This is a genomic window from Streptomyces sp. NPDC034049 (genome assembly GCF_055575575.1).
In genome coordinates this window covers 186,474-210,087 of sequence record NZ_JBVISJ010000007.1, presented here as the reverse complement: position 1 = coordinate 210,087, position 23,614 = coordinate 186,474, and the positions used below count along the sequence as shown (strand labels likewise).

The window sequence follows — 23,614 nt, the reverse complement described above, 5'->3', positions numbered from 1 at the left end:
CATCAGGCAATTCTTACGCAGCTCACCCGTTCGGCCCAACAGCGACACGGACCGCGACTCCCGCGTCCGGGAGGTCGGCCGGAACCCGCCCTCACAACCCCTTGCGCGGCCGTGTGTGGCGGGCGTAACGCCTCATGATCAGATCATGTGACACAGGCGTAACGGGCAATTCGTACGATCGAGCCTGCCGGGCGCGATCCGGAAGCTGAGCGGAAGCCGACCGGCTGCCGTATCGGATGAGGACCGGCTGCGTATCGGACGGCGACCGACTGCCTGTCGGACGGCGACCGGCCATCGCGCCGGGCGGTGCACGGCTGTCACGCCGGACAGCGCGGGCCGCCGCACCGAAGGCGACAGCAACAGCGACAGCGCACCGACAGCGACCGGTGGACCGACCGGACGACCGCACGGACGACCGACCGGAGACCCCGGACGCCGACAGAGAGGGGCCGCCCGTGGCCGCACAGGGCCCGCAGAGCACCACCACCCAGGTGCGGACCGTGTGCTCGTACTGCGGTGTCGGCTGCGGCATGCTCCTGGACGTCGGGATGGGTCCCGACGGCCGGCGCACGGTCCTCAAGGCGTCCGGCGACAAGTCCCACCCGGCGAACTTCGGCCGCCTGTGCACCAAGGGCGCGACCACCGCCGACATGCTCGCCGCGCCCGGCCGCCTCACCACCGCCCTCGTGCGCGACGACCGGGGCGACGAACCGGTCCCCGCGCCCGTCTCCGACGCGATCGCGGAGACCGCCCGGCGGCTGCGCGCGATCATCGACGAGCACGGACCCGACGCGTTCGCGTTCTACGTCTCCGGCCAGATGAGCCTGGAGGCCCAGTACCTCGCGAACAAGCTGGCCAAGGGCTTCATCCGCACCAACCAGATCGAGTCCAACTCCCGGCTGTGCATGGCGAGCGCCGGCACCGGCTACAAGCTGTCGCTGGGCGCCGACGGGCCGCCCGGCTCCTACGACGATCTCGACAGGGCGGACGTCTTCCTCGTCATCGGCTCGAACATGGCGGACTGCCATCCGATCCTCTTCCTCCGGATGATGGACCGGGTCAAGGCGGGCGCGAAACTGATCGTCGTCGATCCGCGCCGCACGGCCACGGCCGAGAAGGCCGACCTCTTCCTGCGGATACGCCCGGGCACGGACCTCGCCCTCCTCAACGGACTGTTGCACCTGCTGCACGCGAACGGGCACACCGACCCGGACTTCATCGCCGCCCACACCGAGGGCTGGGAGGCGATGCCCGACTTCCTCGCCGACTACGCGCCGGACGTCGTCGCCGAGATCACCGGCATCCCGGCGGACGACATCCGCGCGGCCGCGCGGCTGATCGGTGAGGCCGCCGAGTGGACGAGCTGCTGGACGATGGGGCTCAACCAGTCCACGCACGGCACCTGGAACACCAACGCGCTCGTCAATCTGCATCTGGCGACCGGCGCGATCTGCCGTCCCGGCAGCGGCCCGTTCTCGCTCACCGGCCAGCCCAACGCGATGGGCGGACGCGAGATGGGCTACATGGGGCCGGGGCTGCCCGGTCAGCGGTCCGTGCTCGTGTCCGAGGAGCGGGCGTTCGTCGAGGAGCTGTGGGAGCTGGCGCCGGACTCCCTGCGCGCGGACGGCGTCGGCAAGGGCACGGTCGAGATGTTCCAGAAGATGGCCGACGGGGAGATCAAGGCCTGCTGGATCATCTGCACCAACCCGGTCGCCTCGGTCGCCAACCGCAGGACCGTCATCGAGGGGCTGGAGGCAGCGGAGTTCGTCGTCACCCAGGACGTCTTCGCCGACACCGAGACCAACGCGTACGCCGATGTCGTGCTGCCCGGCGCGCTGTGGACCGAGTCCGAGGGCGTCCTCGTCAACAGCGAGCGCAACCTCACGCTGGCCGCACCCGCCGCCGACCCGCCGGGCGAGGCGATGGCCGACTGGCGGATCATCGCGGCCGTCGCCCGGGAGATGGGGTTCGAGAAGGGCTTCGCGTACGACAGCGCCGAGCAGGTCTTCGAGGAGATCAAGCGGGCGTGGAACCCGAAGACCGGGTGGGACCTGCGGGGCGTGACCTACGACCGGCTGCGGTCGGGGTCCGTGCAGTGGCCCGCGGCTTCGGAGGACGGCCCCGCGCGCAATCCGATCCGCTACATGACGGGGAACGGCGACGCGAGCGGTGACGGCGCGGCGAGCGGTGACGGCGCCGAGGGAGTCGACGGCGCCGTGGGCCGGGGGTTGCTCTTCCCCACGGCCAGTGGGCGGGCCGTGTTCCACGCGCGGCCGCACCTGCCGGCCGCCGAGATGCCGGACGACGACTACCCGTTCGTGCTCAACACCGGGCGGCTCCAGCACCAGTGGCACACGCTGACGAAGACGGGCAGGGTCGCCAAGCTCAACAAGCTGAACCCCGGCCCGTTCGTGGAGGTGCATCCGCAGGACGCGCGTGAACTGGGCGTCGAGGACGGGGACTCGGTGGAGGTCGCGTCACGGCGGGGGCGGGCCGTCCTTCCGGCGGTGGTCTCCGACCGGGTGATGCCCGGGTGCGTGTTCGCGCCGTTCCACTGGAACGACCTGTTCGGGGAGTACCTGAGCATCAACGCGGTGACGAGCGACGCGGTGGATCCGCTGTCGTTCCAGCCGGAGTTGAAGGTGTGCGCGGTGTCCCTGGCGAAGGTGGCCGCGCCGGCGAGGGTTCCGGCACCCTTCGGCGACGAGCCCACGGGGACGTCCGCGCCGGTGCCCGCCCCGGTGGCGGCCCCCGCACCCGCGTCCCCGGTCCCGGCGGCGGTGACCGTGCCGTCCGCCGTCGTCCCGGGTACCAACCCCTTCGGTCTCGAACCCTCGCCGCCGCCCGTCCTCTCCGCCCAGGAGCGGCAGTACCTCACCGGGTTCCTCGCCGGGCTCGGGTCAGGAGTGCAGGGGGTGCCCGTGCTGCCGGCGGACGCGCCGTTCGCGCCCGAGCACGCGGTGTGGGTGAACGGCGTGCTCGCCGGGATGTACTCGCGGTCGTCGGCGGCGCCGAGCGCGCCGCCCGCCGCCGAACCGGCCGGACGCGAGGTCGTCGTGCTGTGGGCCTCGCAGACCGGGACGGCCGAGGAGTACGCGATGGCGGCGGCCGAGCACCTGGGGGCGGCGGGGCACCGGGCGACGCTCGTCGGCATGGACGAGGCCGCGCCGGACCGACTGCCGCACGGCGCCGACCTGTTGCTGATCACCAGCACCTTCGGGGACGGCGACGCGCCCGACAACGGCTCCGGGTTCTGGGACGCGCTGTCCCGGCAGGAGGCCCCCCGCCTGGACGGCGTGCGCTACGCCGTGCTGGCCTTCGGGGACTCCTCGTACGACGACTTCTGCGGGCACGGCCGTCGGCTGGACGCCCGGCTCGACGAGTTGGGCGCGGTGCGTCTGGCGCCCCGCACGGACTGCGAGCCCGACTACGAACCGTCGGCGGACGCCTGGCTGGGCCAGGTCATCACCGCGCTCGGCACGGGCACGGACGGGGACGACGGCGCAGGCGGGCTCACGACCTCGGCTACGACGCCGCTGGGCTCCGCCACCCTCACCGCTCCCCCGGTCACCGCCGCGCCCGGGTCCACGCCCGCCGCCCCGCGCTCCGCGAGGCCCGCGCCCACCATCGCCCGGCTGGTCGGCAACCGGCTGCTGAGCCTGCCCGGCGCGGGCAAGGAGGTGCGCCGGTTCACCTTCGACACCAGCGGGACGACACTGTCGTACGAGGCGGGCGACGCGCTCGGTGTGCGGCCGGTCAACTCCCTCGGCCTGGTCGCGGAGTGGCTGGCGGTGACCGGCCTGGACGGTTCGGCTCCCGTGACGCTGGACGGGCTCGGCGAGGTGCCGTTCGCCGAGGCGCTGCACAGGCATCTCGACATCACCCGGATCACCGCGGACCTGCTCCGCTTCGTCGCCGAACGCACCCGGGACAACCGGGAGTTGAAGAAGCTCATGCGTCCGGACAACAAGGACGGGCTGGCCCAGTGGTCGTGGGGCCGACAGGCCGTCGACGTGGTCGCCGAGTTCGCCGTACGGGCCTCCGCGCAGGAGTGGGCCGGTGTCTTCAAGAAGCTCCAGCCGCGTCTGTACTCGATCTCGTCGAGCCCGCTCGTCGACCCGCACCACATCTCGCTGACGGTGTCGGTGGTGCGGTACGAGAACCTGCGCGGGACCCCGCGCGGCGGGGTCTGCTCCCCCTTCCTCGCGGACGGCGAGGCGGACCTGGAGGTGCCGGTCTTCGTCCAGCGCTCGCCGCACTTCCGGCCGCCGGCCGACCCGGTGACCCCCATGATCATGGTCGGTCCCGGCACCGGTGTCGCGCCCTTCCTGGGCTTCCTCCAGGAACGGCGGGCCCTCGGCCACCGGGCGCCCAACTGGCTGTTCTTCGGGGAGCAGCACCGGGCGACGGACTTCTACTACCAGGAGGAGCTGGCCGACCTTCAGGAGTCGGGTGTGCTCAGCAGGCTGGACACCGCCTTCTCCCGTGACCAGCGTGCCAAGGTCTACGTCCAGGACCGGATGCGCGAGCACGGACCCGAGCTGTGGCACTGGCTCCAGGACGGCGCCCGCTTCTATGTGTGCGGCGACGCCTCCCGGATGGCGAAGGACGTCGACCGGGCCCTGCGGGACGTCGCGATCACCCACGGCGGGATGACCGAGGACGAGGCGGCCGCGTACGTGAAGCAACTGGCCACGGAGAAGCGGTACGTGCGGGACGTGTACTGAGCGGTTCCCGGTCTCCCGCTCAGATCCAGCCCTGCTGCCACGCGTGGTGCGCCGCCGCGTGCCGGGTGGGGGCGCCCAGCTTGGCCATCGCGGCCGAGAGGTAGTTGCGGACGGTGCCCTGGGCCAGGTGGACCTCGGCGGCGATCTCGGCGACCGAGGCGCCGGTGCGGGCCGCGCGCAGCACCTGCAGTTCGCGGTCGCTGAGCGGGCAGTCGTCCTCGGTGAGGGCGGACGCGGCGATGTCGGGGTCGACGTAGCGGCGTCCGGCGGCGACATCGCGGAGGATCTCCGCCAGCCGGGCGGCCGGGGTGGTCTTGGGCACGAAGCCGCGCACCCCGGCGGAGAGCGCCCGCCGCAGCACCGCCGGACGGGCGTGCCGGGTCACCAGCACGACGTGGGTGGGCAGTTCGGCCACGATCTCCTCGGCGGCGCGCAGCCCGTCCGTCGGCGGCATCTCCAGATCGAGCACCGCGATGTCCGGGCGGAACTCGCGGGCCAGCCGCACCGCCTCGGTGGACGTGGACGCCTCGGCGACGACCGTCAGGTCGTCCTCCAGCGCGAGCAGCGCGGCGAGGGCGCTTCTGAGGAGGTCCTCGTCGTCGGCGACGAGCAGCCGGATCATCGTGCCGCCCCCTTCGTGGGTCCGAGCGGCAGCGAGGCCGTCACCTCGAAGCGGTCGCCGTCGCGGCGCCATGTCAACTCGCCCTGGGCGGCCCGCAGTCGTTCGTCGAGCGCGATGAGCCCCGTACCGTCCGTGCCGACGGGATGCGCGTCGGCACCGTCGTTGGTCATGCGCAGCCGGGCCCGCCCGTCGACGACACGGCAGTCGACCTCGGCGTACCGGGCCCGGCTGTGGCGCAGCACGTTGGTGGTGGCCTCCCGCATCACCAGCCCGAGGAGATGCCGTCCGGTGTCGGTCAGGTCGGCGGGGAGCGAGGCCGGTTCGAGGACCGTACGGGTGTCGATGCCGGCGGCGGCCAGCACCTTGCCGGCGTTGGCGATCTCGTCGTCGAGCGCGGTACGGCGGTAGCCCCGCACCACGGCCCGGGTGTCCCGCAGGGCGTCCGCCGACAACTGCCGTACCTCGCGCATCTCGGCAGCCGCGCGCACCGGGTCCCGCTCCACCAGCCGCGCCGCCAACTCGCTCTTCAGCGCGATGACCTGGAGGTGGTGGCCCTGGATGTCGTGCAGGTCGGCGGCGAAGCGGAGCCGTTCGTCCTTGACCGCCGACTCGGCCTCCAGCCGCCGTGCCCGGTCCAGTCGTCGGGCGATGTGCCACGCCCACAGCGGGCCCAGCACCATCCACACGGTGAAGGCGACGAGCCCGGCCGGGAAGAGCGCGGCATATGCCGGTTCCCCGTCGCCCGTGGCCAGACTGACGGCACCACCCGGCACCGGGGCGAGGGCCACCGCGCCGACGATCAGCGTCCGGCGGTGCCGTGGGCCCAGGTGGGCCGCGCAGATCGCGACGGTCACGGCGGGCGCGACCGCCCAGAGTTCGTAGTCGCGCCGGGTCAGGGGCAGCACCGCGAGCACGAGCGTGGCGGCGACCGCGACCGCCGTCCATACCCTCGGCGGCCGTACGGGACGTGCGTCGTCGCCGGTGTCCGGCAGCGTCAGCCGGCCGCCCAGCAGCACCGCGCTCGCGACCGTGTCGACGACGAGGGCCACGGCGGCGGGGACGCGGAGCCGGACGGGCACATCCGGGTCCAGGATCCATTCGCCGTAGAACAGCACCAGGAGACACACGCTGGTCCCCGGCACCGTCCACCAGGTGAGACGGCGCAGACTCGTCAGCCCCGCCCCGTGCTCGCCCGCCCCCTCACGCATCCGGCCATTGTCGCAGCCCAGGCTCCCGGGGCCAGGGGCATCGCACCGGCCGGTGCGGGTCAGGCCGTCGGTGTCGGCGCATAGTGCTGGGCCAGGTCGGTGGCGAGGGCGCGGAGGTGAGCCCTGGCTTCGGCGGGGCCGTGCACGGTGATGGCGCTCCCGAACGGCAGGAGTGCTCGCACGTCCTCCAGCTGCGGGAAGCGGATCGTCACCTTGTGGCCGGTGGCGGATGCCTCGTGGTCGTCCAGGACGAGCCGTTGGCCGAAGATCCGTCGCGCTCGCTCGATCTGGGCCTGGTCGATGGTGGCGCTGACCTCTGTCGGATGGTTGTGTTCCCACTGATCGATGAGCGCCGCGGCGACGGCGGCCAGGGTCTGGTTCTCGCGGATCCGCCGTGGCTGGTCGACTTCCTTCCACGTCGTGATCCGTTCGAGCCGGTACATCTGCGGCACTCGGGCGCAGTCGGCGACGAGATACCAGATGCCGGCCTTGGCGAACAGCCCGTAGGGATCCACGACCAGGTCGCGTGGGCATGACGCGCGTGGGCTGTCGTACTCGATCCGTAGCCGGCGACGTCGCCGCACCGAGCCGATCAGCGCGGCCGGAGTCGTGCCGGAAGCCCGTCCGGTGCCAGGGTCGGCTGTCGACGTGCACGACGTCGGTGAGCGGCAGCAGCTCATGACCTCGACGTGACGGTCCGGCGGCGATCTTGGAGAGCGCGCGCCGGCTCTCGACCGATGCGTCGAGCTCCGCACGTTGCCTCTCATCCAGCCCCGTGAGCGAGAGATGATCACGCTCGCCAGGCGTGAGTCGCGTGAGATCGAGCCCGGACCCGGGCAGCATGGTCACGCCTCCGAGGCGGCCCCGGTGCGCGGTCACCGGCAGACCGGCGTCGCGGAGCCAGTTCAGGTCCCGGTTGATGGTCCGAAGGGAGACCCCGAGCGCCGAGGCGAGCTCCTGTGTGGTCACCGTGTCCCTCGATTCGAGGAGCAGCATCAGGGTGAAGAAGCGGTCCGGCGTCACCCCCCAAGTTTTTCAGGAACGACGACAGGATGCGGCGCATATGCGGATCAGGCTGGTGGATGCGTACCTACGACCAGTGAGAAGGAACAGCCATGACCACATCCGTCGTGTCCATCGTCTATGTGAACGACGCGCCCGCCGCAGCTCGTTTCTACGGCGGCCTCCTCGGCAGGAGCCCTTCGTTCGAGACTCCGGGATACATCACCTTCGACCTCGGGCCCGGCGCCGACCTCGCTGTGTGGTCCGGCCGGTTCGAGGATCTGTCACCGGACGTCCCGCGTACCAGTGAGGTCTGCCTGGCCGTCGACGGCGGGCCCGACGAGATCGACGCGATCTTCGAGCAGTGGCGGTCCAAGGGCGTCACGATCCTGCACGAGCCTCATGACGCGGGGTTCGGGCCGACCTTCCTCGCCTCCGATCCTGACGGGAACCGCATCCGCGTCGCACCGCGGGACTGAAGGTCCAGAACGCGGCAGGCGCCACGTCGGTGTCGCGCCTGCCGTCGTCCGACTTCGAGAGGACGACGACTTCGAGAGGACAACGGGTGGCGGTCGAACCGACCCCACGCCCATGACAGATGTCATGCCGGGACATGACATCGCCACACCGGGACGTGCGCATACGGCACTACTGACGCCCCCTCTCCACCAGCAGGCTTACGGCCGTACCGCCTCCTCGGCGGTTCGTCCTCCTCCTCGTCCCTCGGGAGAACAGCCATGTCTGCCACGTCCTCCACGTCCTCCACAAGCGCCTCCGCAGGGCGCGACACCGTCCGTGCGCTGTCGCGCCGCTGGCCCACGCTGCTCGCTCTCGCGCTGACGGTCCCGGGTCTGGTCCTGGGCGCGTCGGCCGAGCCGGGCCCCGCCGAATCCGCCGCGACGGTGGACGGTTACGCCCAGTTCCTGCCGCTGCTCCCCCTGCTGTACGTGGTCATCCACCAGATCGGGAACCCCCGGGCGACCTGGCCGGTGCTCGCGGCGGGCGCGTCGTTCGCGTTCGCCCTTCAGGCCCTGGACCTCGTCTCACCGGCCGGCGTCCTGGTGGGCGCCGCGCTGGCGGTGCTGCTGTGGGGCGCGCTCCGCGGAGCGCTGCGGGGCGGGAGGCGTCAGGCCGGCCGGGGCGCGGTCGAGGACGCGGCCGGGGGACCGACGCCGGACGGCCCGGCCGCCCTCGGGGCGCGGGCCGCCGGGACGGTCGTGTTCGGGGTCCAGGCCCTCGGGGCGGTCGTGTTCGGGGCGCTGGCCGTGACCGGGCTGGTCCTGGACGCGGACCTGGGCCGCTATGTGATCGCGGCCGGCTGGTTCTGCCACGGCGTGTGGGACTTCGCCCATCTGCGACTGCGGCGGCTCCAGGGCGTCGTGGCCCCCACCTTCGCCGAATGGTGCGCCGTCGTGGACGTGGTGGTCGCCGTGGAGCTGCTGTTCCTCGTGTGACCCGACGTCAGCGCGACACCGGACTTCCGGCAGCTGCCCCCAACTCCCCTCCCCCCTGACGACTTTGCCATCTCTTTACAACGCGTTCCACCGCTGCCTCGTCTCTTCGCTCGGTACGTGACGCCGCCGCATGCCGGGCAACCGACCGGGCGGCGGCCACAGACCCGTTCCACGCCGCTGTCCCTCCGCCGAACCCGGCCGGGACGGCGGCGCGCCGAACCCGACGAGAGAGAGCCACCCATGCGACGAACCGTCCTCAGTGCCGCGGCATTCGCGCTCACCGCCGTGCTGGCGACCGCGCTGCCCGCGTTCGCCGACGACACCAGCCCGACCACCGCACCGCAGGAGGCCTCCAAGGCGCCGAGCCCGGTCCCGTCCGCCCCCGCCTCGGACCACCCGGCGGAAACCGAACCCACCAAGGCCCCCACCCCCGGCGACGCGAGCCCGGTACCGAGCCAGGTCTCCGTCGTTCCCAGCGGCGCCCCCGACACCGGTACGGCGCCGAAGTCGGAGGAGTCCGGCGGCGCCGCCGTGCTGGCGGGCACGGGCGCCACCGCGCTGCTCCTCGGCGGCGGTGCGGCCGTGGTGCTCGTCCGTCGCAAGCGGGCGAACGAGGCGTGACACCGCTCTCCAGGCGCGCCTTCGCCGTCGCCGCGGCGGCCTCACTGCTGGTGAGCTGCGACGACCGCCGCGCCGACCGCGCCACGACCGCGCCTCCCGAGGCCGACACGCCCGCGCCCCCGTCCGCACCGCACCCGTCGTCCTCGTCGTCGGCCGGTGGCGCCGTGCGCCCCCTGGGCCGTTCGGTCCCGGTGCGGCTGCTGATCCCGGCCATCGGGGTCGACACCCCGGTCATCCGGCTGGGGCTGGCCCCGGACGGCACGGTGGAGGTGCCGCCGGTAACGGAGCACGACAGGGCGGGCTGGTACCGGCACTCGCCGACGCCGGGCCAGACCGGCCCGTCGGTGATCCTGGGCCATGTCACGGTCGGGCGCCACGGCGACGGCGTCTTCCGCGGACTCGCCCGGCTGCGGCGGGGCGAGCGGATCGAGGCGCGCCTGGAGAACGGCACGGCGGCGGAGTTCACCGTCGACTCGGTACGCACGGTCGCCAAGGCCGACTTCCCCGCGGACGAGGTCTACGGCAACGTGAACCGTCCCGCGCTGCGTCTCATCACCTGCGGCGGCCCGCGCACGGGCGAGGAGTACCGGGACAACGTGATCGTCTTCGCGACACTGAGCTCCACGGCCCGGTGAGCCGCACCCCGACCGCCCCGTCCCCCTTGCCTCTTGTCGCACCGTCACGACCATGGAGAGCGTTGAAACGGTCCCGTGAGAAGGCCGCGTCCGAACTGTTCGCCGCCCTCTACCCACGCCTCGCCGGCTGGTGCCGTCGGCTGGTCGACGACGACGAGACGGCCCACGAGATCGCGTCGGAGGCGTTCACCCGGCTCTGGGCCCGGTGGACGTCCGTGGCGGAGCCGCACGGCTTCCTCTACGTCACCGCGGCCAACCTCGTACGGGACCACTGGCGCAAACTCGAACGCGAACGCAAGGCGATGCACCGGGCGACCGCCGAGGCCGCGGTGCTCCCGCGGTACGACGACGCCGGGTCCGACCCCTCGGTCCGGCTGCTCGTGCAGTCGCTGCCGGAACGGCTGCGCGTACCGATCCTGCTGCACTACTACGCTGACATGCCGATCCGTGAGGTGTCCCAGCTGACCGGACGCAAGGAAGGAACCGTCAAGGCCGACCTCCACGCGGCCCGCGAACTGCTCCGCGCCCATCTGAGGAGAAGCCTTGATCACACGCCCTGACGACGACCCGGACTTCGAGCCCGACGACCCGCTCACCGTCCTCCTGCGTCCCCCCACCGACCGTCTCGGCCCACCGCCGGGCCGCTACGAGACGATCCGCCGCGGCGCCGCCCGCCGCCGGCTGGCCCGCGCCGCCGCCGGTGCCGCCGCGGCCTGCGCCGCCGTCGCACTCGTCGCCCTCCCCCTGTACCTCGGCCGGGACGAGGCCCCCGCGCCCCCCTCGGTCCCCCTGGCCCCGCCCCCCGCGAGCAGTACCTCGCCGACGCCGCCGCCCTCCGGCACCCACGACACCCGGTCGCCCTCCGACAGCCCCGCGACCCCGGTCCCCTCGGCCCCGCCCACCAAGAGCGCCACCGACACCACCGCCCCGTCGGTGACCCCGACCCAGGTCTCCGAGGCCTCGGCCGTCCCGGACAGCACCCCCGGCACGCCCTGACCGCGTGACCTTCACCACGAAACCACTTAGTAAGACAGTAGAAAACGCCCCTTCGCCCGGCGCGGCGCTCGTTTCCCGGCTACGGTCGGGGAAGCAGATCCAGAACGGTCGGTGACGGAGCCCCGCATGCAGGCGATTCGGCGCGTACGCGCAGGTGGCACGCTCGGCCAACTGCTGCTCGTCGCCGTGCTCGCCCTCGGCGTCCTCGCGATGCACGGCACGGGGCACCCCGGCGAGTCCGCGCACGCCATGAGCACCGTCTCCCATACGCCGCCGACGACGACTGACATGGCGGATGCGACGCGTACAGCAGATGCGACGCGTTCAGCGGATGCCACGCGTTCAGCGGATGCGGCGGATGCGCATACGGCCGGTTCGGGGCCTCGGTCCTCGCACGAACCGGCCCCGACCATGGACATGCAGTCCCTCTGCGTGGCGGTCCTGCTCGGCGCGTGGGTGCTCACCGCCCTGCTCACACCGGCGTTCACCCGTCGCCATGAGGAGTGGGCGGAACTCCTCGCCCAGGTCGCCGCGTTCACGCGACCCCGCCCGCCGCCACGCGGGCCCGATCTCACCCGTCTGTCAGTTCTGCGGCTGTAGGCCGAACCGCTCACGCGGGCGCGCGCCCTGCGCGGCCCCGCGGCTTCGCCTGCCCACGAACAGCCCCAGAACGCACACCACGAGGTGAATCGAGACCATGACAGCCCCCACGCGCCCCTCGCGCCGTACCCGCCTCCGCCGCGCCGCCGCCACCGTGAGCGTCGTCGCCGTCGGCGCCCTGTTCCTGACCGCCTGCGGCGACGACATGGACGGTATGGAGCACGGCAGCGGCAAGGCCTCTCCGTCCGCGTCCGCGTCCGGCGACGCCGGATCCGCCGACTTCGGCGACGCCGACGTCACCTTCGCGCAGATGATGATCCCGCACCACGAGCAGGCCCTGGAGATGGCCGAACTGGCCGACGGTCGGGCGTCCGACGCCGAGCTGAAGGACATCGCCGAGCAGATCGAGAAGGCCCAGGACCCGGAGATCGCGACCATGAAGGGATGGCTGCGCTCCTGGGACCGGCCGACCGCCGTCGAGTCCATGCCCGGCATGGGGCACGGCGGCGAGGACGGCGGCGCCGACGGCATGATGTCCGACGCGGACATGCGGCGGCTCGAAGGCATGAAGGGCACCGAGTTCGACAAGCTGTTCGCCCAGCTGATGATCGAGCACCACAACGGCGCCATCGCCATGGCCGAGGACGAGCGGAAGAACGGCAGGAACGACGCCGCCGTGAAGATGGCGGGCGACATCGTGAAGAGCCAGTCCGCCGAGGTGGAGCAGCTCGACGCCGTCCTCGACCGACTCTGAGCACCCCCGGCGCGGGCCCACACCCGGCCCGCGCCGCCCCCCTCACGAACCCACCCCACCGCCGCCGATGAGCCGCGACCAGCGAGCCATCTACTATGCCTCTGCGTATACGCGTGCGCGTCAACAGCCGGAAGGAGTCAGGGCCATGCGACGGCTGGGGGAACTGGAAGCGGAGATCATGGACCGCCTCTGGACATGGAACCGTCCGGCGACGGTGCGCGAGGTCGTGGACGACCTCAACAAGACCCGTCCGCTGGCCTACACCACGGTGATGACCGTGACCAACATCCTCTACAACAAAGGCTGGTTGCTGCGGGGCAAGCAGGGCCGCGCCTGGCTCTACACCCCTGTGCGCAGCCGTGAGGCGTACGCCGCCGCGCTGATGGAGGACGGTCTGGACGCGAGCAAGGACCGGCCGGCCGCACTGGTCCACTTCGTCGAGAACATGACGGAGGAGGAGCAGGCCGCCCTGCGCAAGGCCCTGCGCGCGGTGGGACGGCAGGCGAAGCCGTGAACGCGGCGCCCCTCCTGCTCGCCTACACGGCGACGGTGGGCTTCGTCGCCCCGCCCCTGGTGCTGCGCGCCGCATGGCCGCACCGGGCACCCGCCCTGGCCCTGGCGGTCTGGCACACCCTGACGGCCTCCTTCGCCCTCGGGGCCGCGCTGACGGCGTATCACCTGCTGATGCCCGCCGCCCACACGCACGAGGGACTCCTGGGCCTGCTGCACTCCTGCGGGCTCGACCTGGGCGCGAGCGGGCCCGGCCACGACACCGCGGGCCGACTCGCCGTCGCCGTTCCGGCGGCGCTCGGGGCCGCCCTCGCGGGAAGCTTCGCCTTCCATGTCGTACGCGCGCGTCGCGCCCGGGCCCGGCACCGGGAGGCGGTGGATCTGGTCGGCCGCCGTTCCGTACGGCTGGGGGCCACCGTCCTGCCGTACGACGTGCCGGCCGCCTACTGTCTGCCGGGCCACCGGCCGAGGATCGTGATCAGCGACGCGGCCGTGCGGGAGCTGGCTCCCGAGCAGCTCGCGGCGGTTCTGGAACACGAGCGGGCGCACATCGCGGGCCGCCACCATCTGGTGATCGCCGCCGCCGCGGCGTTCGGATCGGTCTTCCCGCTGCTTCCCCTGGCCCGTCACGCCCGTGCCCAGACGGCGCTCCTGCTGGAGATGATCGCCGACGACCGCGCCCTGCGCGCCCACTCCGACGGGGCGCTGGCGAGCGCGATGTACGAGATGGCGACGGCCCGGACCCCGAAGGGCGCGTTCGCGGCGGGCGGCCCGGCGGTGCTGATCCGGATCCGGCGGGTCCTCGGGCCGCGCCGTCCCCCGCACCGCGCCTTCTGGGGTTGCGTCGCCGCCGTGACCGCGACGGTTCCGCTGCTGCCGCTCCTCGTCGCCTGCCCGCTCGGCGCCGCGTGACGCCGAGGGCGACCTCGACGACACTCAGCGCCCCGGGGTCGCCGTCGGACCGCCCTGGGGCCACCCTCGGGCCCCAACCCCCAGGCCCCCTCCGGCCGCCCTCGGACATCAACGACCCGCCACCCAGGGCCCGTTCGGTTCAGACGGTCATCATCAGCAGCATCGTCGCCATCGAACCGCCCATGCCTACGTGGCCGGCCAGGCGCGCGTTCGACACGGACAGCACCGCCGGGGTCCGGGTCGCTCGACGGTGGCGGGCCTCGGTGACCGGCCCGGCGGACGAGCCGCCGGTCTCCCGCATCCACGCGCGGACGGCGAGAGCCACGGTTGCCAGGAAGTAGGCGGCGAGGGCCCAGAAGGCGACGCGCCACAGGAGCGCCGAGCCGGAGGTGGCGGCCGCCTCGGTGACACCGTGGGCGGCACCCATGCCCTCCGCCGGGCCCGCTCCGCCGTGCCCGTGCCCGGAGGCGCCGGCCAGGGCGAGCGTGGGTCCCGAGGCGGCGCCGGGCATGGCCAGGGTCATCACCACCATGGCGGCACTGCCGATCACGAGATGGGCGCCGTGCCGCACCTGCCGCACACCGCCGCGTGCGGCATGCCGTACGGACAGGGCCACGCCCCCGAGACAGAGCGCTCCGAACACGGCCGCCCACCACATGCCGTAGGTGCCGTACAGGGTCGTGGTCGGAGGCGCCGCCATCACGGCCATCCCCACGCCCATGGCCACTTCGACCCCCGCCTCGAACCGGCCCCAGCCTCTGACCAGCGCCAGCCGCACGAGGTTCCCGACGGCCGTCCCGGCGCCCAGCACCACCAGGACCCAGCCAAGAAGGTGTCCAGCCACGTCGCCACCCCTCACGGGACCCGGGGATCCGGCTCACCGATCGTCGACCACTACGTACCCGCTTAGTACGTAGCGGCCGCCGCTCCGACTCAGAGGGGCGCGTCACAGCCGCCCCCAGCGGGCACCCGGGGTATCCGGACACACTTCTGCCACACTCCTCGCCACATACCCCCCAGGGGTATAGCATGGCACCGCACGGGGAGACGGGCCACCATGGACGAGAAGGGACCGAGAGGCCATGGACCACACGCAGCACACGCACCACACGAACCATGGGTCCCATGGAGAACATGGCGGAGCGTCCTGGGCCATGGCGGCGAAGGCGACCCTGCACTGCCTCACGGGGTGCGCCATCGGCGAGATCCTGGGCATGGTCATCGGCACGGCGTTGGGATGGAGCAACGTACCGACCATGATCCTGGCCATCGCGCTCGCGTTCCTCTTCGGCTACTCGTTCACCCTGTTCGCGGTGCGGCGGGCCGGCCTGGACCTCAGGAGCGCGATCAAGGTGGCCCTGGCCGCCGACACCGTGTCGATCGCCGTCATGGAACTGGTCGACAACGCCATCATCGCCCTCACCCCCGGCGCGATGGACGCCCACCTCGACGACGCCCTCTTCTGGTCAGCCCTCCTCGGCGGCTTCGCGGTCGCCTTCCTGATCACCACGCCGGTCAACAAGTGGATGATCGGCCGCGGCAAGGGCCACGCGGTCGTCCACGCGTACCACTGACCCACGCACCCTCCGCGGGGCGGCGGGTCAACGCCGACCGTGCCGGGTCAACGCCGGCCGTGGCGGATCTTCAGCCGGCCGAAGCCCATGGCTCCGGAGACGCGGATCGTCGGTCCGCCGGGCCGGGAGCGGCGCGGGGGCCGGTAGCGCAGGTCCTTCCACCCCGTCTCCAGACCCTCGACATCGACGACCGCGTCGCGAGGCACGGTGAGGGCGGCTCCGCCGGTTCCGAGTCGCAGCTCGATGTCGACGACCGGGTGCTCGATGATCGCCCGGGACAGGTCCAGGCGCACCCTGCCGAAGGCGGACCCGACCTTGAGGATCCGAGGTACCCGCCACGCGCCGCGCCGCTTAATCAGCCCGCCGGCGACGGCGATCGTCGACGTGGTGGCCGGGTCCTCCGCCGGGAGCGAGGCCAGAGCCGACACGAGCTCGCCGCGCGTTTCGGCGGTGAGCACCTGGTGGAGGCGCCCGTCCAACTCCTCGTGCGGGACGAGCCCTTCGGCGTACGCCTCCCGCAGGCGCCGCACGGCCGCATCACGGTCGCCGTCTCCGATCGAGGACGACGGGCCTTCCGGTAACGGGGTCACCGCTCCACCGTACTGCCACGCACACCGCGCAACGAGCCCCACGCCTCGACCGGAAAGGGCTGACCGCCGACCCGGCTGACCGTCGGGAGCGGGGGGAACGGTGCCGGAAACCCGCCGTTCACCGAACGAGGGCGGCCTGGGAAACAAGCGTTTTCTAGCGTGTCCGCTCATGGATTCGACGCTGTATACGCAGCCGGATGCGATCCCGGATCCACACCCGGGCACCGCCCCGAACCGAACCACGTCCGGCGTGGCCTCGCTGCGTGAGGCGGTCTACGCGCGGCTGCGTACCGCCGTGCTCGACGGCGACTTCGGCCCCCGTGAGCGGCTGGCCGAGATGCGGCTCGCGACGCGGTTCGGGGTGTCACGCACCCCCGTGCGCGAGGCGCTGGCACGGCTGCTGACGGACGGATTGATCGAGCGCGGCGACGGCGGATTCTTCGTCACGATCCCCAACCTCGCCCAGCTCAAGGACCTCTACGAACTCCGGGTCACCCTGGAACTGCGAGGTGTGGCCCGCGCGATCGAGGACCCCTCCGTCCGGCACGATCCGGCGGTCGTCGGCGCCGAGTTGGAGCGCTGGTACGCGATGCGCGCACAACCACCCGCACCCGACCCGCGCTTCGTCGTCCAGGACGAATGCTTCCACGCCGAACTCTCCCGCGCCTCCGGCAACCCCGCGCTCACCGATGCCCTGGTGGCGGTCGGCGAACGCATCCGCCGGGTCCGTATGTACGACTTCCTCACCCAGGACCGGGTGGAGACGACCATCTCCGAACACATCGAGATCATGGAGTTCGTGCGCGACGGACGGCTCGACGACGGCCACCGCGCCCTGCGCGCCCACGTCGGCGACTCGATGGCCGTGGTGCTCGAACGCGCCCGGAGAGCCATGACCCAGATGGCACTGCACACCGACCGCCTGTGAATCCCCGCCCCCGTCCCGTACGCAGGCCCCCCGCTCCCCGCAGAACCGAAGGGTTGCCCATGAGCACGACCGAGCCACGGCTGACCCCAGCCACGTCCCCCGACTCCGCGAAGAGCCAGGCGACCAAGGAGACGCTGGAGGACTACACCCTCCGCTTCGCGCCCCGCAGTTACCGCCGCTGGACCCCGATGGTCGTGGCGACCACGGCCCTCGGCGGCATCGCCTACATGGCCGACTTCTCCATCGGCGCCGGCATCGGCCTGGCCCACGGCACCGGCAACGCGCTGATCGCCATCGCGGTGGCGGCCGTCGTCATCTTCGTCACCGGTTTCCCGCTCGCCTACTACGGCGCCCGCTACAACATCGACCTGGACCTGATCACCCGCGGCTCCGGCTTCGGCTACTACGGCTCGGTCATCACCAGCGTCATCTTCGCCAGCTTCACCTTCATCTTCTTCGCCCTCGAAGGCTCGATCATGGCCCAGGGGCTGAAACTGGGCCTGGGCATGCCCCTGTGGCTGGGCTATCTGGTGTCCACCCTGATGGTCATCCCGCTCGTCATCTACGGCATGAAGGCGCTGAGCAAGCTCCAGGTCTGGACGACCCCGATCTGGCTGGTGCTGATGGTCGCCCCGCTGGTCTACCTGGTCGCCACCGACCCCGGCACGGTCGACCGCTTCCTGTCCTACGCCGGCACCGACGGCGAGGGCGGCGTCAACACGGCCTCCGTACTGCTGGGCGCGGGCGTGTGCCTCTCCCTCATCGCGCAGATCGGCGAGCAGATCGACTACCTGCGCTTCATGCCGCCCAGGACCGAGGCGAACAAGCGCAGTTGGTGGACGGCCGTGATCATGGCCGGACCCGGCTGGGTCGTACTCGGCGCCCTGAAGCAGGCGATCGGTGTCTTCCTCGCCGTCTACATCCTGGCCGAGGTCGGCCCGGAGGCGGCGCCCGAGCCGATCCAGCAGTTCCGTGGCGCGTTCGACGCGATGCTGCCGTCCTGGACGGTCGTCCCGCTCGCCGTGGCACTCGTCGTCATCAGCCAGATCAAGATCAACGTGACGAACGCGTACTCGGGCTCGCTCGCGTGGACGAACTCCTTCACCCGCGTCACCAGGCGCTATCCCGGCCGCATGGTCTTCGTGCTGGTCAACCTGGCCTTCGCGCTGGCCCTGATGGAGGCCGACATGTTCAGCTTCCTCAACAGCATCCTGGGCTTCTACTCGAACTGCGCCATCGCCTGGGTCGTCACCGTCGCCACCGACATCGGCGTCAACAAGTACCTGCTGAAACTCTCCCCGCTCCAGCCCGAGTTCCGCCGCGGCATGCTGTACGCCGTCAACCCGGTCGGTGTCGTCGCCTTCCTCGCCGCGTCCGGCCTGTCGATCGCCATGTACTTCCACGGCCTCGGCGACACCCTCCAGCCCTACTCCCCCGTGGCCGCCGCCGTCATCGCCTTCGTCCTCACCCCGCTGATGGCCGTCGCCACCAAGGGCAAGTACTACCTGCGCCGCACCGACGACGGCATCGACGAGCCACTGCTCGACGCCGACGGCAACCCCAGCGCCACGACATACGACTGCCACGTCTGCCACCAGCCCTACGAGCGCCCCGACCTGACCGCCTGCACCACCCACGACGCGACGGTCTGCTCCCTGTGCCTGAGCACGGACAAACTCGCCGACCACGTACTCCCGGCCCAACCAACCCCTGCCTGACCCGAACACGGGACGGGCCCCGACCAGAGCTGGTGGCTTCCGACCCTGACCTCGGCATCTCCGATGGTGATCATGCGCAGCGACGACGGCGGGGACACGGGAATCCCGGGTGCGTGCCGTCGTCCGCGCAAGGCCTTGCCGGTGGGGCCCAGCGCCGCGGGGTTTGCGGCGTGCGGCAGTCCGGCGGGCCATCCAAGGGCACGTCCCGCCGCGTCGCGTCGCGCGCGGTCCCAGCGCGGGCGCGGTGGCCAGGCCGTCCGGTGCCTCGCCCCGTCGCCCCGCTGGTTCGGCTTCCATTCGGCACTCGCGGCCCGATCAGCGACTGCGCCGAAAGGGGGATGGCCTGAAGGAGAGCTGCAACCGGTCACACCGAGCCCCCGTCGGAGGCGAGCGCCAGGGGGATGCTCGGACACGAGGGCCGTCCCTGCGCGTGCCTCAGCCACGCCGTGCACGGGTGTGAGGGCCCGCCGAACCGGCGAGCCGGCTCACCTCAGGCCCCGGCGGCCGTTGGATCTGCCGATCCGCCGGCACGGCGGTACTCGGCGTTGATGCGCTCGGCTTCCTCGAGCTGGTCTTCGAGGATGATGATCCGGCATGCGGCCTCGATCGGGGTGCCCTGGTCGACGAGTTCGCGAGCGCGGGCCGCGATGCGCAGTTGGTAGCGGGAGTAGCGGCGGTGACCGCCCTCGGACCGCAGTGGTGTGATCAGTCGTGCTTCGCCGATGGCACGGAGGAAGCCGGGGGTGGTACCGAGCATCTCGGCGGCCCGGCCCATCGTGTAGGCGGGGTAGTCCTCGTCGTCAAGACGGCCTAGCGACTGGTCTGCTGTCATCTCACCTCTCTGTGGAACGCGTCGAGGGGCCCTGGTGCCGTACGGCACCAGGGCCCCGAAGGAACATCAACACCATCTGCCGACCCTAGTACTGCGCCGGCCTTCTGTTTCCGCACGGCCGTCTGATACGCCGACGGGAGTGCGGGGATCGCGGATGCGTGACCGGAGACCACCTACCTATCGATGTCCTGCGGTACCCAGGCTCGTTTTTCTCACCCGGGCGATCCTGATGGCGCTCGACTCCTCCGTTCTTTCCCTCTGGATCAATCACGTGCCAAACGGGGGACTGCGTACTGCTTGTACTGCTGATACCGCGAACTGCTGCAACCGCGTCAACCGTGGCTTTCGTCTCGGCAGCCCCTCATCACTGCGGGCCACCCGTTCCGGTCGTCAGTCCCGTCGCCGTCGTACAGCGAATCTGGCTTCGAGACTCCACCACCGGACCGTTCTGCGTGTACTGCTGCCCGGCAGTTCGTGTCTGCCGGGCCTTGCTGGATCTCGTCTACAAGAGAAACCATAAGCATGCGGGCACCGAATGTCTACTCCGGCGAGCATAGATTTAGTGCGCTCGGCAATGAGGCACTCCATCAGCCGATCCGCGGAGCCTTGGGACCGGCGGCAGCGCAGGTTCGACGCACGGATGGGCCCGGGATCCACCCGCCGAACTTCCCGCGACGCCCCGGCTCGCATGCGCCACGCATGTGCGCCCTCTGCCCTGCGCCGCGGCGCCGACGTAGCCGTGTGCGCTCAAATTCCCCGGTGGTGCCACCACACGAGCCGTCCCGACGGGTCGGCGCATAGAATTCGCTCTCATGCCGAAGCCTGACGAGCTGATCCTCGACATCGCCGCCCTAGTGGAGTCGGGGCAGAGCAATCAGATGTCCCTGACCGTGGTCACCGGTGGCACCGTCATCACCGGTCGCCTGGCTCCCGAAGCCATGTGGAGGCAGAGGGTGTCTGAGGTACTGAAGGACTCCGAACGACTGGGCGAGTTCGCCGCTGTTTTCGACACCCCCGTGAAGAGGGACGGGCCGCCCACACATCTGCACTTCCATGTCGCCCGGATCCTTCAGGGCACTGTGGGCATTCCGGAGACCGGCGGGATGTACCGCGTCGCGATCGAGGACGTCTGCGCCTGGACCGTGGGCGACTTCAGCTACTCCGACCACTGACCCACTGACCCACTGACCCACCGCCGCGACGCAAGCGGCACGGCGCACAGTGAGGGGCCCTACCGGCGCGCGCCGGTTGGGCCCCTCACTGCTCTGTTCGGCTCACCGGGATGCTCGGTACCGCCTTCGTGACCGTCGCGGCACAGCGCCCTGAGCAGGCCGGCGATGGTGAGGACGAAGCCCGCCCGGACGGTGGAAGCTCTCCCAGCCGACGTCGAGAGCGGCCGCGCGCCGATCGCACCGAGACAGTCGGCAAGGTTGCGGGCGAGGAGACGGTGCCGCCGGTCAGCTGACCGTCTGGGCCTGTTGGGCTGCGGCGGGGTGGGGCAGCGGGATCTTCCGTGCGAGCTTGTCGCCCTCGACATCGAGGTCGGGAAGCAGGCGGTCCAGCCGGGCGGGAATCCACCAGGCTTTCTCCTGGGCGAGTGCCATGGTGGCCGGGATGAAGGTCATGCGGATGACGAAGGCGTCGATGAGGATGCCTGCGGCCAGTGCGAAGCCGGCCTGTTTGATCATGGGTTGGGCGTTGAAGACGAAGCCGGCGAAGACCGAGACCATGATGGTGGCCGCCGCCAGGACGACGGAGCTGGCACGGGCGAACCCGGTGACGGTGGCGTTGACGGCGGTGGCACCGTGGACGTGGGCTTCGCGTATGGAGGTCACCAGGAACATCTGGTAGTCCATGGCCAGCCCGTAGAGGACGCCGGTGATGATGATGGGCAGCAGGCTCACGACCGGTGCGGTGGCGTCGAGTCCGATCAGGCTCTGCAGCCAGCCCCACTGGAAGACTGCCGTGGTGATGCCGAAGGTGGCGGCGATGCTCAACAGGAAGCCGAGGGTGGCCATCACCGGGACCATGAGGGAGCGAAAGACCAGGAGCAGGACGATGAGGGACAGCCCGAGCACGGTGGCCACGTAGAGCGGAAGGACGTCGCCGAGCCGGTCGGAGACGTCGATCGCCAGGGCGGTGAAACCGGCGATGCCGATGTCGGCGTCGCGGGTCTCACGGATCTGGGCGCTCTCGTCCCGTACGGCGGTGACGAGGTCCTTGGTGGCGTCGTCGTTCGGGCCGCTGCCGGGGATCAGGCTCAGGATGGCGGTGGTGCCGGCCTGGTTCATGCCGGCCAGGGAGACCGACGTGGCGCCCTTGACGCTTCGCAGGTCCGAGGTCACCGCGGCGAGAGTCGCGGGGGTGAGCGGCTGTCCGTTCGTGGTGGAATCGACGGCGATCAGGAGGGGGCCGTTGTAGCCGGCCCCGTACGCGTCGCTGACCAGGTCGTAGCTGCGCCGCTGCCCGGTGTCGGTGTTGTAGCTGGCGCCGGAGGGCAGGCCCAGATTCATGCCGGCGGCCGGCACCGCCAGAATCGCCGGAATCAGGATCGAGGCCGCGAGGGCGGCGTACCTGTGGCGGACCAGGAAGGCTCCCCAGCGGGCGGCCCGGGTGTGCTCGGCACCTCCGGTCCGCCCCTGTTCCCCTCGCCGGGTGCGGGCGGGGCAGATGCGTCCTTCGACCAGGCCCAGCAGGGCGGGCAGCAGGGTCAGGACGAGCAGGACAGCGATCGCGATCGTGCCGGCCGCGACGAGGGCCATGGTGCTGAGCAGCGTGATGCCGATGACCAGGAGCCCGGCCAGAGCGATGATGACGGTGCTGCCGGCGAAGAAGACCGCGCTCCCGGCGGTGCCGAGCGCACGGCCGGTCGCTTCATGGGGGTCCATGCCCTGGTCGAGGATCAGCCGGCGTTCCCGGTTGACGATGAACAGTGCGTAGTCGATGCCGACGGCCAGCCCCAGCATCAGCGCCAGCACCGCTGCGAGTGAGTGGATCTCGAAGACGGTGGAGAGGGTGAAGGCGCCGCCGACTCCCACCGTGACGCCGGCCAGAGCGATGACCAGTGGCAGACCCGCCGCGATGACCGATCCCAGGGTGATCAGCAGGACGAGGGCCGCCACGACGACGCCGACGATCTCCCCGACGCCGATGATGTCGGGGATCTCCATCATGGCCGCCGACGGCAGGACTTCCAGGTCTCCGGGTGCGGCCTGCTCCTCGGCGGCCCGGATGGTGCTGTCGATCGTCCCGGCAGGAAGTTCGAAGGTCTGCTGGTCGAACTGGAACTGCATCAGTGCCGTTGAGCCGTCGGCGGAGACGACGACTCCCGGCACCGGCTGACCACCGTGTTGCAAGGGGGCGGGTGTCTTGCCGGAGGACGGCTTTCCAGCGGCCTGGGCGACCGCTGCCTGAGCCCGCAGCAGTGGACTGTTCGCGCCCTTGGCGGCTTCCCGGGCCAGCACTTTCCTCGCGTCGACGACGTGGTCGTGGCGGTAGACGGCGTCGACGGCGGCCACCAGGGCGGACCGCACCTTCTCGTCGTCGATCCGGGCACCCTTCGGAGCGGCGAAGAGCAGCATGCCCTGGCCGCCGGACGCCTCCGGCAGGGAGGTGGCCAAGCCGTCGATGACCTGCTGGGACGGGGTGCCGTCGATGCGGACCTCGTTGCTGAGCTTGACCGGATGGGTCACGAGCAGAAGGACGACCGCCGCCAGCACCGCCAACCATCCTCCGATGACGTACCACGGCTTGCCGTAGGCGAATTTGCCCAGCCGATACAGCAGAACGGACACAGATTTCTCCCTCTCGTTCAGGCGACCTGATCAGGCGATCTGACGAGCCAGGTCGCACGACGAAGCGAGAGGGTACTATCAAAACGAGAGTAGACTATCGATGCGGTAGGGTGCTATCGAAGCGGCTCATCCGAGAT

The 23,614-nt window shown here is 71.3% G+C and carries 21 protein-coding genes and 1 pseudogene; 15 read left to right on the top strand and 7 right to left on the bottom strand.

Going from position 1 to position 23,614, the window contains the following annotated elements; genetic code table 11:
- Nucleotides 1-455: 455 nt before the first annotated feature.
- A complete protein-coding gene (locus tag ACZ52C_RS21900) occupies nt 456-4,727 on the top strand; it encodes a molybdopterin-dependent oxidoreductase (protein ID WP_469076296.1) in 4,272 nt (1,423 codons plus the stop codon).
- A 19-nt stretch (nt 4,728-4,746) separates the two neighbouring features.
- Here the strand turns inward: ACZ52C_RS21900 and ACZ52C_RS21895 are convergent, their stop codons facing one another.
- From ACZ52C_RS21895 to ACZ52C_RS21885, 3 genes and pseudogenes are all read right to left on the bottom strand, one after another.
- Entirely contained in the window at nt 4,747-5,349 is a 603-nt protein-coding gene (locus tag ACZ52C_RS21895; protein ID WP_469076295.1) for a response regulator transcription factor, read from the bottom strand.
- Complete coding sequence (locus ACZ52C_RS21890; protein ID WP_469076294.1) at nt 5,346-6,557, bottom strand: sensor histidine kinase; 1,212 nt, start codon at nt 6,555-6,557, stop codon at nt 5,346-5,348. Before ACZ52C_RS21890 ends, ACZ52C_RS21895 begins: the two co-directional genes overlap by 4 nt.
- 59 nt (nt 6,558-6,616) lie before the next feature.
- Nucleotides 6,617-7,580: pseudogene (locus tag ACZ52C_RS21885) on the bottom strand (helix-turn-helix transcriptional regulator).
- A 92-nt stretch (nt 7,581-7,672) separates the two neighbouring features.
- Between ACZ52C_RS21885 and ACZ52C_RS21880 the strand changes: the two are divergent.
- The 10 genes from ACZ52C_RS21880 (at nt 7,673) to ACZ52C_RS21835 (ending at nt 14,041) form a co-directional block, all read left to right on the top strand.
- The gene (locus tag ACZ52C_RS21880; protein WP_469076293.1) at nt 7,673-8,038 is read left to right on the top strand and encodes a VOC family protein; all 366 of its coding nucleotides are present in this window, start codon (nt 7,673-7,675) and stop codon (nt 8,036-8,038) included.
- Between the two features lie 258 nt (nt 8,039-8,296).
- Nucleotides 8,297-9,013 carry a hypothetical protein gene (locus ACZ52C_RS21875; protein WP_469076292.1) on the top strand — a complete coding sequence of 239 codons (717 nt, stop codon included), beginning with the start codon at nt 8,297-8,299 and terminating at the stop codon, nt 9,011-9,013.
- Nucleotides 9,014-9,253: 240 nt separating this feature from the next.
- Entirely contained in the window at nt 9,254-9,634 is a 381-nt protein-coding gene (locus ACZ52C_RS21870) for a sortase-dependent protein (protein ID WP_469076291.1), read from the top strand.
- Nucleotides 9,631-10,269 carry a class F sortase gene (locus ACZ52C_RS21865; protein ID WP_469076290.1) on the top strand — a complete coding sequence of 213 codons (639 nt, stop codon included), beginning with the start codon at nt 9,631-9,633 and terminating at the stop codon, nt 10,267-10,269. Before ACZ52C_RS21870 ends, ACZ52C_RS21865 begins: the two co-directional genes overlap by 4 nt.
- A 62-nt stretch (nt 10,270-10,331) precedes the next feature.
- Nucleotides 10,332-10,829 carry an RNA polymerase sigma factor gene (locus ACZ52C_RS21860; RefSeq protein WP_469076289.1) on the top strand — a complete coding sequence of 166 codons (498 nt, stop codon included), beginning with the start codon at nt 10,332-10,334 and terminating at the stop codon, nt 10,827-10,829.
- Entirely contained in the window at nt 10,813-11,265 is a 453-nt protein-coding gene (locus tag ACZ52C_RS21855; protein WP_469076288.1) for a hypothetical protein, read from the top strand. The genes ACZ52C_RS21860 and ACZ52C_RS21855 overlap by 17 nt, the downstream gene beginning before the upstream one ends.
- Nucleotides 11,266-11,391: 126 nt before the next feature.
- Complete coding sequence (locus ACZ52C_RS21850; protein ID WP_469076287.1) at nt 11,392-11,865, top strand: DUF6153 family protein; 474 nt, start codon at nt 11,392-11,394, stop codon at nt 11,863-11,865.
- A 97-nt stretch (nt 11,866-11,962) separates the two neighbouring features.
- Nucleotides 11,963-12,619 carry a DUF305 domain-containing protein gene (locus ACZ52C_RS21845; protein ID WP_469076286.1) on the top strand — a complete coding sequence of 219 codons (657 nt, stop codon included), beginning with the start codon at nt 11,963-11,965 and terminating at the stop codon, nt 12,617-12,619.
- A gap of 145 nt (nt 12,620-12,764) precedes the next feature.
- A complete protein-coding gene (locus ACZ52C_RS21840; RefSeq protein ID WP_045562083.1) occupies nt 12,765-13,133 on the top strand; it encodes a BlaI/MecI/CopY family transcriptional regulator in 369 nt (122 codons plus the stop codon).
- Entirely contained in the window at nt 13,130-14,041 is a 912-nt protein-coding gene (locus ACZ52C_RS21835; RefSeq protein ID WP_469076285.1) for a M56 family metallopeptidase, read from the top strand. Before ACZ52C_RS21840 ends, ACZ52C_RS21835 begins: the two co-directional genes overlap by 4 nt.
- Nucleotides 14,042-14,180: 139 nt before the next feature.
- Here the strand turns inward: ACZ52C_RS21835 and ACZ52C_RS21830 are convergent, their stop codons facing one another.
- Entirely contained in the window at nt 14,181-14,885 is a 705-nt protein-coding gene (locus tag ACZ52C_RS21830) for a DUF5134 domain-containing protein (RefSeq protein WP_469076284.1), read from the bottom strand.
- Between the two features lie 238 nt (nt 14,886-15,123).
- On the opposite strand from ACZ52C_RS21830, the gene ACZ52C_RS21825 reads away from it, so the two are divergent.
- Complete coding sequence (locus ACZ52C_RS21825; protein WP_469076283.1) at nt 15,124-15,615, top strand: DUF4396 domain-containing protein; 492 nt, start codon at nt 15,124-15,126, stop codon at nt 15,613-15,615.
- Nucleotides 15,616-15,662: 47 nt separating this feature from the next.
- On the opposite strand, the gene ACZ52C_RS21820 is transcribed toward ACZ52C_RS21825, so the two are convergent.
- Nucleotides 15,663-16,205: a DUF1707 SHOCT-like domain-containing protein gene (locus ACZ52C_RS21820; RefSeq protein WP_469076282.1), complete on the bottom strand. Its 543-nt coding sequence runs from the start codon at nt 16,203-16,205 to the stop codon at nt 15,663-15,665.
- A 250-nt stretch (nt 16,206-16,455) separates the two neighbouring features.
- Here ACZ52C_RS21820 and ACZ52C_RS21815 point away from each other — a divergent pair, with 250 nt between their 5' ends.
- Complete coding sequence (locus ACZ52C_RS21815; protein WP_469076281.1) at nt 16,456-17,133, top strand: GntR family transcriptional regulator; 678 nt, start codon at nt 16,456-16,458, stop codon at nt 17,131-17,133.
- 59 nt (nt 17,134-17,192) lie between these two features.
- A complete protein-coding gene (locus tag ACZ52C_RS21810) occupies nt 17,193-18,851 on the top strand; it encodes an allantoin permease (RefSeq protein ID WP_469076280.1) in 1,659 nt (552 codons plus the stop codon).
- A gap of 490 nt (nt 18,852-19,341) precedes the next feature.
- Here ACZ52C_RS21810 and ACZ52C_RS21805 read toward each other — a convergent pair whose 3' ends face one another.
- Nucleotides 19,342-19,683, bottom strand: a complete 342-nt coding sequence (locus tag ACZ52C_RS21805; protein ID WP_469076279.1) for a MerR family transcriptional regulator — start codon at nt 19,681-19,683, stop codon at nt 19,342-19,344.
- An 812-nt stretch (nt 19,684-20,495) separates the two neighbouring features.
- Here ACZ52C_RS21805 and ACZ52C_RS21800 point away from each other — a divergent pair.
- Nucleotides 20,496-20,855: a hypothetical protein gene (locus ACZ52C_RS21800; protein ID WP_469076278.1), complete on the top strand. Its 360-nt coding sequence runs from the start codon at nt 20,496-20,498 to the stop codon at nt 20,853-20,855.
- Nucleotides 20,856-21,140: 285 nt separating this feature from the next.
- Here ACZ52C_RS21800 and ACZ52C_RS21795 read toward each other — a convergent pair whose 3' ends face one another.
- Nucleotides 21,141-23,477 (bottom strand): MMPL family transporter, encoded by a 2,337-nt coding sequence (locus ACZ52C_RS21795; protein WP_469076277.1) that lies wholly within the window; start codon nt 23,475-23,477, stop codon nt 21,141-21,143.
- Nucleotides 23,478-23,614 lie beyond the last annotated feature (137 nt).